Genomic DNA, 14,845 nt, shown 5'->3' on the forward strand with positions numbered 1-14,845 from the left:
TGTTTTTTCCGCGCGGTCGTGGCGGAACGGCAGACGCGCTAGGTTGAGGGCCTAGTGGGGGAAACCCCGTGGAGGTTCAAGTCCTCTCGGCCGCATCAAAAAATCTTTTGAAAAGTACTTGCATTTGAAAATGTAGTATGGTAAGATAATTGAGTCGCCAAAATACAACGACGAAAAAACATCATGAATAAGCGCCCGTAGCTCAATTGGATAGAGCGTTTGACTACGGATCAAGAGGTTAGGGGTTCGACTCCTCTCGGGCGCGCCATAACGGGAAGTGGCTCAGCTTGGTAGAGCACCTGGTTTGGGACCAGGGGGTCGCAGGTTCAAATCCTGTCTTCCCGACCACGCGGGTGTAGTTTAGTGGTAAAACAAGAGCCTTCCAAGCTCTGGTCGAGAGTTCGATTCTCTTCACCCGCTTTTAGTTCTTTGAAAACTGAACGAAACAAACAACGTGAACGTCAATTTTTATTTTTAGATGCTAGACAAACTAACTTTATTGGAGAGTTTGATCCTGGCTCAGGATGAACGCTGGCGGCGTGCCTAATACATGCAAGTCGAGCGAATGGATTAAGAGCTTGCTCTTATGAAGTTAGCGGCGGACGGGTGAGTAACACGTGGGTAACCTACCCATAAGACTGGGATAACTCCGGGAAACCGGGGCTAATACCGGATAATATTTTGAACTGCATAGTTCGAAATTGAAAGGCGGCTTCGGCTGTCACTTATGGATGGACCCGCGTCGCATTAGCTAGTTGGTGAGGTAACGGCTCACCAAGGCGACGATGCGTAGCCGACCTGAGAGGGTGATCGGCCACACTGGGACTGAGACACGGCCCAGACTCCTACGGGAGGCAGCAGTAGGGAATCTTCCGCAATGGACGAAAGTCTGACGGAGCAACGCCGCGTGAGTGATGAAGGCTTTCGGGTCGTAAAACTCTGTTGTTAGGGAAGAACAAGTGCTAGTTGAATAAGCTGGCACCTTGACGGTACCTAACCAGAAAGCCACGGCTAACTACGTGCCAGCAGCCGCGGTAATACGTAGGTGGCAAGCGTTATCCGGAATTATTGGGCGTAAAGCGCGCGCAGGTGGTTTCTTAAGTCTGATGTGAAAGCCCACGGCTCAACCGTGGAGGGTCATTGGAAACTGGGAGACTTGAGTGCAGAAGAGGAAAGTGGAATTCCATGTGTAGCGGTGAAATGCGTAGAGATATGGAGGAACACCAGTGGCGAAGGCGACTTTCTGGTCTGTAACTGACACTGAGGCGCGAAAGCGTGGGGAGCAAACAGGATTAGATACCCTGGTAGTCCACGCCGTAAACGATGAGTGCTAAGTGTTAGAGGGTTTCCGCCCTTTAGTGCTGAAGTTAACGCATTAAGCACTCCGCCTGGGGAGTACGGCCGCAAGGCTGAAACTCAAAGGAATTGACGGGGGCCCGCACAAGCGGTGGAGCATGTGGTTTAATTCGAAGCAACGCGAAGAACCTTACCAGGTCTTGACATCCTCTGAAAACTCTAGAGATAGAGCTTCTCCTTCGGGAGCAGAGTGACAGGTGGTGCATGGTTGTCGTCAGCTCGTGTCGTGAGATGTTGGGTTAAGTCCCGCAACGAGCGCAACCCTTGATCTTAGTTGCCATCATTAAGTTGGGCACTCTAAGGTGACTGCCGGTGACAAACCGGAGGAAGGTGGGGATGACGTCAAATCATCATGCCCCTTATGACCTGGGCTACACACGTGCTACAATGGACGGTACAAAGAGCTGCAAGACCGCGAGGTGGAGCTAATCTCATAAAACCGTTCTCAGTTCGGATTGTAGGCTGCAACTCGCCTACATGAAGCTGGAATCGCTAGTAATCGCGGATCAGCATGCCGCGGTGAATACGTTCCCGGGCCTTGTACACACCGCCCGTCACACCACGAGAGTTTGTAACACCCGAAGTCGGTGGGGTAACCTTTATGGAGCCAGCCGCCTAAGGTGGGACAGATGATTGGGGTGAAGTCGTAACAAGGTAGCCGTATCGGAAGGTGCGGCTGGATCACCTCCTTTCTATGGAGAATTGATGAACGCAGTTCATCAATAAACGTTGACTTGTTTTGTTTCGTTCAGTTTTGAGAGAACTATCTCTCAAGTTTAAATGTATGTTCTTTGAAAACTAGATAACAGTGTAGCTCATATTTTTTTAATTTTAGTTTGGTTAAGTTAGAAAGGGCGCACGGTGGATGCCTTGACACTAGGAGTCGATGAAGGACGGGACTAACGCCGATATGCTTCGGGGAGCTGTAAGTAAGCTTTGATCCGAAGATTTCCGAATGGGGAAACCCACTATACGTAATGGTATGGTATCCTTACCTGAATACATAGGGTATGGAAGACAGACCCAGGGAACTGAAACATCTAAGTACCTGGAGGAAGAGAAAGCAAATGCGATTTCCTGAGTAGCGGCGAGCGAAACGGAATCTAGCCCAAACCAAGAGGCTTGCCTCTTGGGGTTGTAGGACATTCTATACGGAGTTACAAAGGAACGAGGTAGACGAAGCGACCTGGAAAGGTCCGTCACAGAGGGTAACAACCCCGTAGTCGAAACTTCGTTCTCTCTTGAATGTATCCTGAGTACGGCGGAACACGTGAAATTCCGTCGGAATCTGGGAGGACCATCTCCCAAGGCTAAATACTCCCTAGTGATCGATAGTGAACCAGTACCGTGAGGGAAAGGTGAAAAGCACCCCGGAAGGGGAGTGAAAGAGATCCTGAAACCGTGTGCCTACAAATAGTCAGAGCCCGTTAATGGGTGATGGCGTGCCTTTTGTAGAATGAACCGGCGAGTTACGATCCCGTGCGAGGTTAAGCTGAAGAGGCGGAGCCGCAGCGAAAGCGAGTCTGAATAGGGCGTTTAGTACGTGGTCGTAGACCCGAAACCAGGTGATCTACCCATGTCCAGGGTGAAGTTCAGGTAACACTGAATGGAGGCCCGAACCCACGCACGTTGAAAAGTGCGGGGATGAGGTGTGGGTAGCGGAGAAATTCCAATCGAACCTGGAGATAGCTGGTTCTCCCCGAAATAGCTTTAGGGCTAGCCTTAAGTGTAAGAGTCTTGGAGGTAGAGCACTGATTGAACTAGGGGTCCTCATCGGATTACCGAATTCAGTCAAACTCCGAATGCCAATGACTTATCCTTAGGAGTCAGACTGCGAGTGATAAGATCCGTAGTCAAGAGGGAAACAGCCCAGATCGCCAGCTAAGGTCCCAAAGTGTGTATTAAGTGGAAAAGGATGTGGAGTTGCTTAGACAACTAGGATGTTGGCTCAGAAGCAGCCACCATTTAAAGAGTGCGTAATAGCTCACTAGTCGAGTGACTCTGCGCCGAAAATGTACCGGGGCTAAATACACCACCGAAGCTGCGAATTGATACCAATGGTATCAGTGGTAGGGGAGCGTTCTAAGTGCAGTGAAGTCAGACCGGAAGGACTGGTGGAGCGCTTAGAAGTGAGAATGCCGGTATGAGTAGCGAAAGACGGGTGAGAATCCCGTCCACCGAATGCCTAAGGTTTCCTGAGGAAGGCTCGTCCGCTCAGGGTTAGTCAGGACCTAAGCCGAGGCCGACAGGCGTAGGCGATGGACAACAGGTTGATATTCCTGTACCACCTCTTTATCGTTTGAGCAATGGAGGGACGCAGAAGGATAGAAGAAGCGTGCGATTGGTTGTGCACGTCCAAGCAGTTAGGCTGATAAGTAGGCAAATCCGCTTATCGTGAAGGCTGAGCTGTGATGGGGAAGCTCCTTATGGAGCGAAGTCTTTGATTCCCCGCTGCCAAGAAAAGCTTCTAGCGAGATAAAAGGTGCCTGTACCGCAAACCGACACAGGTAGGCGAGGAGAGAATCCTAAGGTGTGCGAGAGAACTCTGGTTAAGGAACTCGGCAAAATGACCCCGTAACTTCGGGAGAAGGGGTGCTTTCTTAACGGAAAGCCGCAGTGAATAGGCCCAAGCGACTGTTTAGCAAAAACACAGGTCTCTGCGAAGCCGTAAGGCGAAGTATAGGGGCTGACACCTGCCCGGTGCTGGAAGGTTAAGGAGAGGGGTTAGCGTAAGCGAAGCTCTGAACTGAAGCCCCAGTAAACGGCGGCCGTAACTATAACGGTCCTAAGGTAGCGAAATTCCTTGTCGGGTAAGTTCCGACCCGCACGAAAGGTGTAACGATTTGGGCACTGTCTCAACCAGAGACTCGGTGAAATTATAGTACCTGTGAAGATGCAGGTTACCCGCGACAGGACGGAAAGACCCCGTGGAGCTTTACTGTAGCCTGATATTGAATTTTGGTACAGTTTGTACAGGATAGGCGGGAGCCATTGAAACCGGAGCGCTAGCTTCGGTGGAGGCGCTGGTGGGATACCGCCCTGACTGTATTGAAATTCTAACCTACGGGTCTCATCGACCCGGGAGACAGTGTCAGGTGGGCAGTTTGACTGGGGCGGTCGCCTCCTAAAGTGTAACGGAGGCGCCCAAAGGTTCCCTCAGAATGGTTGGAAATCATTCGTAGAGTGCAAAGGCATAAGGGAGCTTGACTGCGAGACCTACAAGTCGAGCAGGGACGAAAGTCGGGCTTAGTGATCCGGTGGTTCCGCATGGAAGGGCCATCGCTCAACGGATAAAAGCTACCCCGGGGATAACAGGCTTATCTCCCCCAAGAGTCCACATCGACGGGGAGGTTTGGCACCTCGATGTCGGCTCATCGCATCCTGGGGCTGTAGTCGGTCCCAAGGGTTGGGCTGTTCGCCCATTAAAGCGGTACGCGAGCTGGGTTCAGAACGTCGTGAGACAGTTCGGTCCCTATCCGTCGTGGGCGCAGGAAATTTGAGAGGAGCTGTCCTTAGTACGAGAGGACCGGGATGGACGCACCGCTGGTGTACCAGTTGTTCTGCCAAGGGCATAGCTGGGTAGCTATGTGCGGAAGGGATAAGTGCTGAAAGCATCTAAGCATGAAGCCCCCCTCAAGATGAGATTTCCCATAGCGTAAGCTAGTAAGATCCCTGAAAGATGATCAGGTTGATAGGTTCGAGGTGGAAGCATGGTGACATGTGGAGCTGACGAATACTAATAGATCGAGGACTTAACCATATAATATGAAGCTAATGTTATCTAGTTTTGAGAGAATATAAAAAACTTATTGACTTTAAATGTCGAATGAGTTATGATGATTCTTGTCTTAAATGAATATAGTCTGGTAATGATGGCAGAGAGGTCACACCCGTTCCCATACCGAACACGGAAGTTAAGCTCTCTAGCGCCGATGGTAGTTGGGACCTTGTCCCTGTGAGAGTAGGACGTTGCCAGGCTATTTATATCATCGCGGGGTGGAGCAGTACGGTAGCTCGTCGGGCTCATAACCCGAAGGTCGCAGGTTCAAATCCTGTCCCCGCAACCAAATGGTCCCGTGGTGTAGTGGTTAACATGCCTGCCTGTCACGCAGGAGATCGCCGGTTCGACCCCGGTCGGGACCGCCATTTTATATAAAGAAAAGAACGAAACAAGTTGTTTCGTATTTTTTTATTTGTTTTAACAAAAAACTAATAAAGACAGTCAAACTATCCTTAGGAAAACTCCTAAGGACTTTTTTATATATTTAAAACCTGTATAATAAAGAGCAGAGAACATTGTGAGTAAAGTAGGTGAAGTCTGTGAGTAAATATGAAATAACAACAAAATCTTCCGAAGAAACCCAGCGATTATCAGAAAAATTAGGGAGACTTGTAAAGGAAAAAGATGTAATTATTTTAGAAGGTGATCTTGGAGCTGGCAAGACGACTTTTACAAAAGGACTAGCAAAAGGTCTTGGAGTGAAAAGAGTCGTAAATAGTCCTACCTTCAATATTATTAAAGAATATAAAGGAAGATTACCGCTATATCATATGGATGTGTATCGTTTAGCGGAAAGTGAAGAAGATTTAGGATTTGATGAGTATTTCTATGGTGAAGGGATTACAGTAGTAGAATGGGCTCATTTAATAGAAGCATATTTACCGAATGAGAAGTTGCAAATTAGTTTATTCCATGCTGGAGATGATACAAGAAAAATTGTACTCGAGCCAATTGGAGATCGCTATATTAGATTATGTGAGGAGCTATTACAAGATGAAAGTACTAGCAATTGATACTTCAAATTACGTAATGGGTGTATCCCTTATTGAGGAAGGGAACGTGATTGGGGAAATCATTACAAATTTAACAAAAAACCATTCTGTACGTCTTATGCCAGCTGTAGAGAAACTGTTAAAAGAATGCGGTGTAAAACCGAAAGAATTGACTAAAATTGTTGTAGCAGCTGGACCGGGATCATATACAGGTGTTCGTATAGGTGTGACAGCGGCAAAAACATTAGCTTGGTCACTTCAAATACCAATTGTAGGTGTATCAAGTTTGGAAGTGGTGGCTGCAAATGGTACTAATTTTAATGGACTAATTTGTCCTTTATTTGATGGCCGACGTGGTCAAATTTACACGGGGTTATATACATATGAAGGAGAGCGTATAACTTCAATAGAAGAAGACCGAATTATTCTTATTGTTGACTGGTTGCAAATGTTAAAAGATAAAGAACAGCCTGTTTTATTTATTGGTAACGATGTTAAATTGCATAAAGAAACAATTGTAGAATATTTAGGTGATCAAGCTGTATTTGCTCCGTTCACTAAGAATAACCCAAGACCAAGTGAATTAGCATTTTTAGGATTACAAAAAGAAGAACAAGACGTGCATACGTTTGTTCCTAGCTATCTTCGTTTAGCTGAAGCTGAAACAAAATGGTTAGAAAGTCAAAAACAATAGGGGCCTACAGAAGATGGATATGATATTTAGAAAGATGGCACTCGATGATATTGCTCAAATTGTAGCTATTGAAGAAGCATCTTTTTCAACCCCTTGGACTGCAGATGCCTTTCACCGTGAATTAGAGGTGAATGAACATGCACATTATGTCGTGCTAGAAAAAGATGGTCTCGTAATTGGATATTGTGGATTGTGGATAATTATTGATGAATCACATGTAACAAATATAGCTATCCTGCCGGAATACAGAGGTCAAAAGCTAGGGGATGCCTTATTAAAAGAAGTCATTTCCGAAGCGAAAGGTTTAGGAGTAAAAACAATGACACTTGAAGTACGCATGTCAAATGAAGTAGCAAAGCAGTTATACAGAAAATACGGATTTCAAAATGGTGGGATTCGTAAACGATACTATGCAGACAATCAGGAAGATGGTCTTGTAATGTGGGTGAATATATAATGGAAAAAAATACGATTATACTTGGTATTGAAACAAGCTGTGATGAAACAGCTGTAGCAGTTGTTAAAAATGGAACGGAAATCATTGCGAATGTCGTTGCATCGCAAATTGAAAGTCATAAGCGTTTTGGCGGAGTTGTACCAGAGATTGCATCCCGTCATCATGTAGAAGAAATCACAGTTGTGTTAGAAGAAGCTTTAAAAGAAGCGAATATCACTTTTGAGGATATTGATGCAATTGCTGTAACAGAAGGACCAGGTTTAGTCGGAGCACTTTTAATAGGTGTAAATGCAGCGAAAGCTGTGGCTTTTGCTCATGATATCCCTCTAGTTGGTGTTCATCATATTGCTGGTCATATTTATGCGAATCGTTTAGTAAAAGAAGTACAATTCCCGTTACTATCGCTTGTTGTATCCGGTGGACATACGGAGCTTGTTTATATGAAAGAACATGGTTCATTTGAAGTGATTGGTGAAACGCGAGATGATGCGGCAGGAGAAGCTTACGATAAAGTAGCTCGTACATTATCAATGCCTTATCCAGGTGGTCCTCATATTGATCGCCTTGCGCATGAAGGAAAACCAACAATTGATTTGCCTCGTGCGTGGCTAGAACCTGATTCGTATGATTTCAGCTTTAGTGGATTGAAATCAGCAGTTATCAACACTGTGCATAACGCAAAACAGCGCGGTATAGAAATTGCACCAGAAGATTTAGCAGCAAGTTTCCAAGAAAGTGTAATAGATGTACTTGTAACGAAAGCGTCTCGTGCAGCAGATGCTTATAATGTAAAACAAGTGCTTCTTGCTGGTGGAGTAGCTGCTAATAAAGGGCTTCGTGCACGTTTAGCAGCAGAATTTGCACAAAAAGAAAATATAGAGCTAATTATTCCTCCTCTATCTTTATGCACAGATAATGCAGCGATGATTGCGGCTGCAGGTACAATTGCATACGAACAAGGAAAACGCGCTACATTAGCTTTAAATGCAAATCCAGGATTAGATATTGAAGCATAGTTATACACAAAATTAACCACAGCTTGTGGATAAAACCCGAATTATCTGTTGATAATTTGGGTTTTTTTGTGTACATAAAATGTGTATAACTTTTTATCTAGTTGTGGATAATGTGGAAAAGTTATTTGAAAGTTTATATTATAAAGGTGGATATGTGTATAACCTTGTGGATAACATAGAGGAAGTCTGACCTTTGAAGAAATTCTTTTTTGGGAAATAAAAAACAAAGAGATGTCCAAAAAACATTTTGAAACATCCTCCTCTTATTATATAAGGTGCTACTATTGTCAATCCTTGTCGAATGGTTTGTATAATTTCATTTATTATGGTATTGATTCCAAAACAGAAAATAAAAAGGAGGTCATCTCGTCAAAAAGCCCGACTTATGAGACATCCTCCTCTTTTAAATTCTCTTATATATGCAGTTCTTCCCATTCTGCCATACAAGCTTCAAGCTGTTCTTGCAGTGTTTGTTTTTTAGTTGTAATTTCACTAGCCTTTTCATAATCTGCATATATTTCTGGTAAGCAAAGTTGGTCTTCTAACGTAGCAATTTCTTCTTCTAAGCCTACGATATTTTGTTCCAGTTCTTCAATTTTTCGAGTACGTTGACGCTCTAACTGTTTACGTTCTTTTTCTTCGAGATAATTTAATTTTTCTTGTGCCACCACTTTTTGAACAGGTACTTCATCTTCTTGCTCTAGTTCCGCACGTTCAATCATTTCATTTTTCTTTTCAACGTAATAATCGTAATCACCTAAATATTCTTGTGCACCTTCTGTTGATAACTCAACAACGGTTGTCGTTACGCGATTAATAAAGTAGCGGTCATGAGAGACGAATAGAAGAGTACCTGGGTAATCAATTAAAGCATTCTCCAAAATCTCTTTACTATTTAAATCAAGATGGTTTGTTGGCTCATCGAGAATTAATAAATTGGATTTTTGCATCATAAGTTTTGCAAGAGCTAGTCGAGCCTTTTGTCCACCACTAAGAGAAGATACTGGTTTGAGTACATCATCCCCTGTGAATAAAAAGTTGCCTAGTATAGTGCGAATTTCTTTTTCGGGCTGCAATGGATATTCATCCCATAATTCATTTAAAACTCGCTTCGAAGATGTTAAGTTGGCTTGTTCTTGATCATAATAACCAACAGATACGTTTGACCCGAAAGCAACGTTTCCATGTAATAGCTGTAACTTATTCACAATGGATTTTAATAATGTAGATTTTCCAATTCCGTTTGGCCCAACTAAGGCAACACTGTCACCGCGAGTTAAGCGCATATTTACATGTTCAATAATCGGTTCCTGATAATAGCCAATAGTTGCATCTTTCACTTGTAAAACATCATTTCCACTTTGTTTTTCAATATCGAAGTGGAAGGAAGCTGATTTAGAATCGCCTAATGGTCTAGTTAATACTTCCATTCTGTCTAATTGTTTACGGCGACTTTGAGCGCGTTTTGTCGTAGATGCACGAGCTATATTTTTTTGTACAAAGTCTTCCAGTTTAGAAATTTCATCTTGTTGTTTTTCATAACGCTTCATTTCTTGCTCGTATAGAGCTGATTTTGAGTCTAAATATTTACTGTAGTTACCAACAAATCGTCGGCTTTCCTTATTAGAAATTTCGTATACTTGTGTAACGAGTTTATCTAAGAAATAACGGTCATGGGAAACGATTAAAATCGCGCCAGGATAGCCTTGTAAATATTGTTCAAGCCATGTTAGTGTCTCGATGTCCAAATGGTTTGTAGGTTCGTCTAAAATAAGTAAGTCTGGTCTAGTTAATAATAATTTCCCAAGAGCTAATCGAGTCTTTTGTCCACCACTTAATGTGGAAATTTTCGTCTGATGCGTTTCAACTGGGAAGCCAAGACCGCTTAAAATTGAGCGTATATCCGCTTCGTACTGATAGCCGCCTTGATCTTTATAATCTAATTGTAATTGGTCATAATCAGCTAATAATTTCTCATATATAGCCGCATTTGAAAAGTTTTCTTCTTTTCCCATCTCTTGCTCTAGCCTTCGAAGTTTTGTCTCCATCTGCTGCAAGTGTGTAAAGACGGTTAACATTTCATCCCAAATTGTTAAAGACGTTTCTAATCCGGTATTTTGAGCTAAATACCCCATTGAGACATCTTTCGGTTTTATAATTTCACCACCATCATGAGATAACTCGCCAGCTATTATTTTTAATAATGTAGATTTTCCAGCTCCATTTCGTCCGACTAATGCGATACGATCTTTTGTTTGTACTTCCAATTTTATGTTTGCAAGAATCGTTTCTGCACCGTATAATTTCGAAAGCCCATTCACTTGTAATAATATCAATGTTTTCACCTCAAATAATTTCTTAACTTTGCCATGTTTATATTTCTCAATCATACTAAAAATAGTGTATAGTTTAAAATAAAGAGAGAATACTTCTTCTCTTTATTATACAAGGAAATTCATGAGTACTAAACTTCTGTATTTGATTCAAGTATAAGAATAAAGATAGGAAGAGAGGAGAGGTTATATGGATCAGCAAAAAATTCCACAGGCCACTGCCAAACGATTGCCTCTATACTATCGATTTATCCAAAACTTATCTCTTTCTGGTAAGCAACGTGTTTCATCAGCCGAATTGAGTGAAGCGGTAAAGGTTGATTCCGCAACTATTCGAAGAGATTTTTCATATTTTGGAGCGTTAGGGAAAAAAGGATATGGATATAACGTAAATTATTTATTATCATTTTTCCGTGAAACACTCGACCAAGATGATATAACACGCGTGGCACTTATTGGAGTAGGTAATTTAGGGACCGCTTTCTTACATTATAATTTCACGAAAAACAATAATACAAAAATTGAAATGGCGTTTGATGTTAGTGAAGAGAAAGTTGGAACAGAAATCGGAGGCATTCCTGTATATCATTTGGATGAACTAGAAGAACGTTTATCAACTGATATACAAGTGGCAATATTAACGGTACCCGCTACAGTAGCGCAATCTGTGGCAGATAGATTGGCAGAAACGAACGTGCATGGTATTTTAAATTTCACACCAGCACGCTTAAATGTGTCAGAGAATATAAGGATTCATCACATTGATTTAGCTGTAGAGTTACAAACTCTTGTTTACTTTTTGAAGAATTATCCACAATAAAACGCAGAGGAGATGACCTCTGCGTTTTATTATTGTTTTTTCTTTGTGAATTTAACTAAGATAAGGCGAAGTGCCAAATTAAAATCAATTGTTGCCATAACTGCAAATAGTATTGTCCACATATTCCAGATTGTATCTGTTACGTTCGTAATGGCGAAGCGTGTAAAGATACATCCAAGAAGAAAGTACAATGCAGCCATGAACAATGGTGAGTTTCTCATACTAAAAATCCTCCGATAAAGCCTTGCATTTTTTCAGCTTCTTTAATCATTTCTTGAATTTGCTCATTGCTTACTACAACTTGAGCAACTGCAACTAATGTATTCATTGCAACATGAGCTGCAATAGGAACTATAATTCGTTTCGTTTTTACGTATAAAAAGGCGAATACGAGCCCCATAGAAGTGTATACCAATAAGTGAGTAAAATCAAAATGAATCGCCGCGAATACAAGTGAACTAATAATAGCGGCAATAAAGAAGTTAAACTTCTTATAAAGTGTACCGAATAAAATTTTTCTAAATACAATTTCTTCCAAAATAGGTCCTATTATAGATATGACAATAAGGAACCAAGGTGTCGTTCTTGCGATGTCCATAAGTCTTGCTGTATTTTCAGATCCCGGTGTAATCCCTAATAAACGCATTTCGATCATACCGGCAATGCTTTGCGAGAACAGCGCTAAGAAGAAACCAATAAAAATCCACCCAATTGTAGCTGGAACAGTAGAGCGCATTTTATCTAAATGCCTGTCACGAATGTCTGTTCTGAGTAACCAAAGTACAACGCATAATGCAATGAAAAAGCTAATGATAGCCCAATGACCAGTTATGAGTTGAAGTTTTTCCTCTCTAGTAAATCCCCTATTATCGTATAGTCCAGTTTTCAGGAGAAGCGGTAACCCGGCAATGCCTGATAACTGCATTAAAATGTATGTAACGATAATCCACCAATATTGTTTTTTCAAATGGTTTAACCATCCTTTCTAACGCTAGTGTATGAGATAAGGTAGGATAACATGTAAATATGCTACCTACGATATAAACTTTCATTTGAATTATATTTTTTTTGTAAATAAGTATTTGAAAATAAAATAGGAGACAGGAAAAAGTTGTACGTTTAGCGAAAACAACTTAGGGTGTCTTTCATATTGTAACATACAAGAAGTGGGAACAACGATTCATATAGTAAAGGCAGTAGAAGAAGTAATGATATCTAGGAAAGTGCATAAAGTAATTTGCGAAAAAATTATGATTTTTTTACTTGCAAAAGAAATTGAGATTATTTATTATTAGAAGTGTGTTAGCACTCGTGTGACTTGAGTGCTAATAAATAAAATTTACATAACAAAATGAGGAGGTTATTGTTCATGCTAAAGCCATTAGGTGATCGCGTTGTAATTGAACTTGTTCAAGCAGAAGAAAAAACAGCAAGTGGTATTGTATTACCAGAAACTGCAAAAGAAAAACCACAAGAGGGTAAAGTTATTGCAGTAGGTACAGGCCGAGTGCTTGAAAATGGTGAGCGTGTTGCTTTAGAGGTAGCAGCAGGTGATCTTATCATCTTCTCAAAATATGCAGGTACTGAAGTGAAATACGAAGGTACAGACTACTTGATTTTACGTGAAAGTGACATTTTAGCAATTATCGGTTAATTATATACATTTTAAAAATCCAAGGGGGTCAATTATTATGGCAAAAGATATTAAATTTAGTGAAGAAGCACGTCGTTCGATGCTTCGCGGTGTCGACACTCTTGCAAACGCAGTAAAAGTAACGCTTGGACCAAAAGGTCGTAACGTTGTACTTGAGAAAAAATTCGGTTCACCACTTATTACAAATGACGGTGTAACAATCGCAAAAGAAATCGAATTAGAAGATGCATTCGAAAACATGGGTGCGAAATTAGTAGCAGAAGTTGCTAGCAAAACAAACGATGTAGCTGGTGACGGAACGACAACTGCAACTGTATTAGCGCAAGCTATGATTCGTGAAGGTCTTAACGTAACAGCTGGGTGCAAACCCAATGGGTCTTCGTAAAGGTATCGAAAAAGCTGTTACTGCTGCAATTGAAGAATTAAAAGCGATTTCTAAACCAATCGAAGGTAAATCTTCTATCGCACAAGTAGCTGCTATTTCTTCGGCTGACGAAGAAGTAGGTCAATTAATCGCTGAAGCAATGGAGCGCGTTGGTAACGACGGCGTTATTACTTTAGAAGAATCTAAAGGATTCACAACAGAATTAGACGTAGTAGAAGGTATGCAATTTGATCGTGGATATGCATCTCCTTACATGATTACTGATTCTGACAAAATGGAAGCAGTTCTTGATAACCCATACATTTTAATTACTGACAAAAAGATTTCTAACATTCAAGAAATCTTACCAGTATTAGAGCAAGTGGTACAACAAGGTAAACCACTTCTTATCATTGCTGAAGATGTAGAAGGCGAAGCGTTAGCTACATTAGTAGTGAACAAACTTCGTGGTACATTCAATGTAGTTGCTGTTAAAGCTCCTGGATTTGGTGACCGTCGTAAAGCAATGCTAGAAGATATCGCAATCTTAACTGGTGGCGAAGTAATCACTGAAGAATTAGGACGTGACTTAAAATCTGCTACAGTTGAATCTTTAGGACGTGCTGGTAAAATTGTTGTAACGAAAGAAAACACAACTGTAGTTGAGGGTATTGGAAATTCACAACAAATCGAAGCTCGCATCGGTCAAATCCGCGCGCAATTAGAAGAAACTACTTCTGAATTCGATCGTGAAAAATTACAAGAGCGTCTTGCTAAACTTGCGGGCGGTGTAGCAGTAATTAAAGTAGGTGCAGCAACTGAAACTGAGTTAAAAGAGCGCAAACTTCGCATTGAAGATGCACTTAACTCAACTCGTGCAGCAGTAGAAGAAGGTATCGTTGCAGGTGGTGGTACTTCACTTATGAACGTATACACAAAAGTAGCTTCTATCGTAGCTGAAGGCGACGAAGCAACAGGTATCAACATCGTACTTCGTGCACTAGAAGAGCCAGTTCGTCAAATCGCAATCAACGCTGGTCTAGAAGGATCTGTAGTTGTAGAGCGTCTAAAAGGCGAAAAAGTAGGCGTTGGTTTCAACGCAGCTACTGGCGAATGGGTTAACATGCTTGAGTCTGGTATCGTAGATCCAGCTAAAGTAACTCGTTCTGCACTTCAAAACGCAGCATCTGTTGCAGCTATGTTCTTAACAACTGAAGCTGTAGTTGCTGACAAGCCAGAACCAAATGCACCAGCAATGCCTGACATGGGCGGCATGGGCATGGGCGGTATGGGCGGAATGATGTAATTCCGTTCTCCCGAAAAACATCCACTTCTATATAGAAGTGGATGTTTTTTTATGTTTTTGAGCGCAGGAAAA

The 14,845-nt window shown here is 42.0% G+C and carries 9 protein-coding genes, 6 tRNA genes, 3 rRNA genes and 1 pseudogene; 16 read left to right on the forward strand and 3 right to left on the reverse strand.

Annotated elements, in window-relative coordinates; genetic code table 11:
* The first annotated feature begins 12 nt into the window (after nucleotides 1-12).
* The 13 genes from LCF45_RS01445 to tsaD all read left to right on the forward strand — a co-directional run bounded on the left by LCF45_RS01445 (nucleotide 13) and on the right by tsaD (nucleotide 8,296).
* Nucleotides 13-95: transfer RNA gene (locus LCF45_RS01445), tRNA-Leu, on the forward strand.
* A 96-nt stretch (nucleotides 96-191) separates the two neighbouring features.
* Nucleotides 192-268: transfer RNA gene (locus LCF45_RS01450), tRNA-Arg, on the forward strand.
* A 3-nt stretch (nucleotides 269-271) separates the two neighbouring features.
* Nucleotides 272-348, forward strand: a tRNA-Pro gene (locus LCF45_RS01455).
* A 1-nt stretch (nucleotide 349) separates the two neighbouring features.
* A tRNA-Gly gene (locus LCF45_RS01460) sits at nucleotides 350-420 on the forward strand.
* 76 nt (nucleotides 421-496) lie between these two features.
* Nucleotides 497-2,048, forward strand: a 16S ribosomal RNA gene (locus tag LCF45_RS01465).
* 146 nt (nucleotides 2,049-2,194) lie between these two features.
* Nucleotides 2,195-5,116 (forward strand): 23S ribosomal RNA (locus LCF45_RS01470).
* A gap of 102 nt (nucleotides 5,117-5,218) precedes the next feature.
* A 5S ribosomal RNA gene (gene rrf, locus LCF45_RS01475) occupies nucleotides 5,219-5,334 on the forward strand.
* Together the 16S, 23S and 5S rRNA genes with 6 tRNA genes alongside form the textbook arrangement of a ribosomal RNA operon.
* Nucleotides 5,335-5,346: 12 nt before the next feature.
* Nucleotides 5,347-5,423 (forward strand) — tRNA-Met (locus LCF45_RS01480).
* 3 nt (nucleotides 5,424-5,426) lie between these two features.
* Nucleotides 5,427-5,502 (forward strand) — tRNA-Asp (locus tag LCF45_RS01485).
* A gap of 174 nt (nucleotides 5,503-5,676) precedes the next feature.
* Nucleotides 5,677-6,150 (forward strand): tRNA (adenosine(37)-N6)-threonylcarbamoyltransferase complex ATPase subunit type 1 TsaE, encoded by a 474-nt coding sequence (gene tsaE, locus LCF45_RS01490; RefSeq protein WP_002009995.1) that lies wholly within the window; start codon nucleotides 5,677-5,679, stop codon nucleotides 6,148-6,150.
* Entirely contained in the window at nucleotides 6,131-6,823 is a 693-nt protein-coding gene (tsaB, locus tag LCF45_RS01495) for a tRNA (adenosine(37)-N6)-threonylcarbamoyltransferase complex dimerization subunit type 1 TsaB (protein WP_002124827.1), read from the forward strand. The genes tsaE and tsaB overlap by 20 nt, the downstream gene beginning before the upstream one ends.
* A 13-nt stretch (nucleotides 6,824-6,836) precedes the next feature.
* Nucleotides 6,837-7,280 carry a ribosomal protein S18-alanine N-acetyltransferase gene (gene rimI / locus LCF45_RS01500; RefSeq protein ID WP_002063534.1) on the forward strand — a complete coding sequence of 148 codons (444 nt, stop codon included), beginning with the start codon at nucleotides 6,837-6,839 and terminating at the stop codon, nucleotides 7,278-7,280.
* Nucleotides 7,280-8,296 carry a tRNA (adenosine(37)-N6)-threonylcarbamoyltransferase complex transferase subunit TsaD gene (gene tsaD / locus LCF45_RS01505; protein WP_002009991.1) on the forward strand — a complete coding sequence of 339 codons (1,017 nt, stop codon included), beginning with the start codon at nucleotides 7,280-7,282 and terminating at the stop codon, nucleotides 8,294-8,296. The genes rimI and tsaD overlap by 1 nt, the downstream gene beginning before the upstream one ends.
* Before the next feature lie 413 nt (nucleotides 8,297-8,709).
* Here tsaD and LCF45_RS01510 read toward each other — a convergent pair whose 3' ends face one another.
* Nucleotides 8,710-10,632, reverse strand: a complete 1,923-nt coding sequence (locus LCF45_RS01510) for an ABC-F family ATP-binding cassette domain-containing protein (protein WP_090835618.1) — start codon at nucleotides 10,630-10,632, stop codon at nucleotides 8,710-8,712.
* A 187-nt stretch (nucleotides 10,633-10,819) separates the two neighbouring features.
* Between LCF45_RS01510 and LCF45_RS01515 the strand changes: the two genes are divergently transcribed.
* Nucleotides 10,820-11,449 carry a redox-sensing transcriptional repressor Rex gene (locus tag LCF45_RS01515; RefSeq protein ID WP_000372704.1) on the forward strand — a complete coding sequence of 210 codons (630 nt, stop codon included), beginning with the start codon at nucleotides 10,820-10,822 and terminating at the stop codon, nucleotides 11,447-11,449.
* Nucleotides 11,450-11,478: 29 nt separating this feature from the next.
* Here LCF45_RS01515 and LCF45_RS01520 read toward each other — a convergent pair whose 3' ends face one another.
* Both LCF45_RS01520 and LCF45_RS01525 read right to left on the reverse strand, forming a co-directional pair.
* Nucleotides 11,479-11,670 (reverse strand): YdiK family protein, encoded by a 192-nt coding sequence (locus LCF45_RS01520; RefSeq protein WP_001246201.1) that lies wholly within the window; start codon nucleotides 11,668-11,670, stop codon nucleotides 11,479-11,481.
* Nucleotides 11,667-12,416, reverse strand: coding sequence for a CPBP family intramembrane glutamic endopeptidase (locus LCF45_RS01525; protein ID WP_002009988.1), 750 nt, complete (start codon nucleotides 12,414-12,416; stop codon nucleotides 11,667-11,669). The genes LCF45_RS01520 and LCF45_RS01525 overlap by 4 nt, the downstream gene beginning before the upstream one ends.
* A 402-nt stretch (nucleotides 12,417-12,818) precedes the next feature.
* On the opposite strand from LCF45_RS01525, the gene groES reads away from it, so the two are divergent.
* Together groES and groL are read left to right on the forward strand one after the other, a co-directional pair.
* Nucleotides 12,819-13,103 (forward strand): co-chaperone GroES, encoded by a 285-nt coding sequence (gene groES, locus LCF45_RS01530; protein ID WP_002009985.1) that lies wholly within the window; start codon nucleotides 12,819-12,821, stop codon nucleotides 13,101-13,103.
* A 37-nt stretch (nucleotides 13,104-13,140) separates the two neighbouring features.
* Nucleotides 13,141-14,773 (forward strand): annotated as a pseudogene (gene groL, locus LCF45_RS01535) (chaperonin GroEL).
* The last annotated feature ends 72 nt before the right edge of the window (nucleotides 14,774-14,845 follow it).

The organism is Bacillus sp. 41-22 (assembly GCF_025809295.1).
Lineage (GTDB): Bacteria > Bacillota > Bacilli > Bacillales > Bacillaceae_G > Bacillus_A > Bacillus_A mycoides.

What these genes read in the sequence shown, in the direction of transcription:
- rimI (WP_002063534.1), top strand. Translation starts at nt 6,837, where the DNA reads ATGGATATGATATTTAGAAAGATGGCACTCGATGATATTGCTCAAATT.
- tsaB (WP_002124827.1), top strand. Translation starts at nt 6,131, where the DNA reads ATGAAAGTACTAGCAATTGATACTTCAAATTACGTAATGGGTGTATCC.
- groES (WP_002009985.1), top strand. Translation starts at nt 12,819, where the DNA reads ATGCTAAAGCCATTAGGTGATCGCGTTGTAATTGAACTTGTTCAAGCA.
- LCF45_RS01515 (WP_000372704.1), top strand. Translation starts at nt 10,820, where the DNA reads ATGGATCAGCAAAAAATTCCACAGGCCACTGCCAAACGATTGCCTCTA.
- tsaD (WP_002009991.1), top strand. Translation starts at nt 7,280, where the DNA reads ATGGAAAAAAATACGATTATACTTGGTATTGAAACAAGCTGTGATGAA.
- LCF45_RS01520 (WP_001246201.1), bottom strand. Translation starts at nt 11,670, where the DNA reads ATGAGAAACTCACCATTGTTCATGGCTGCATTGTACTTTCTTCTTGGA.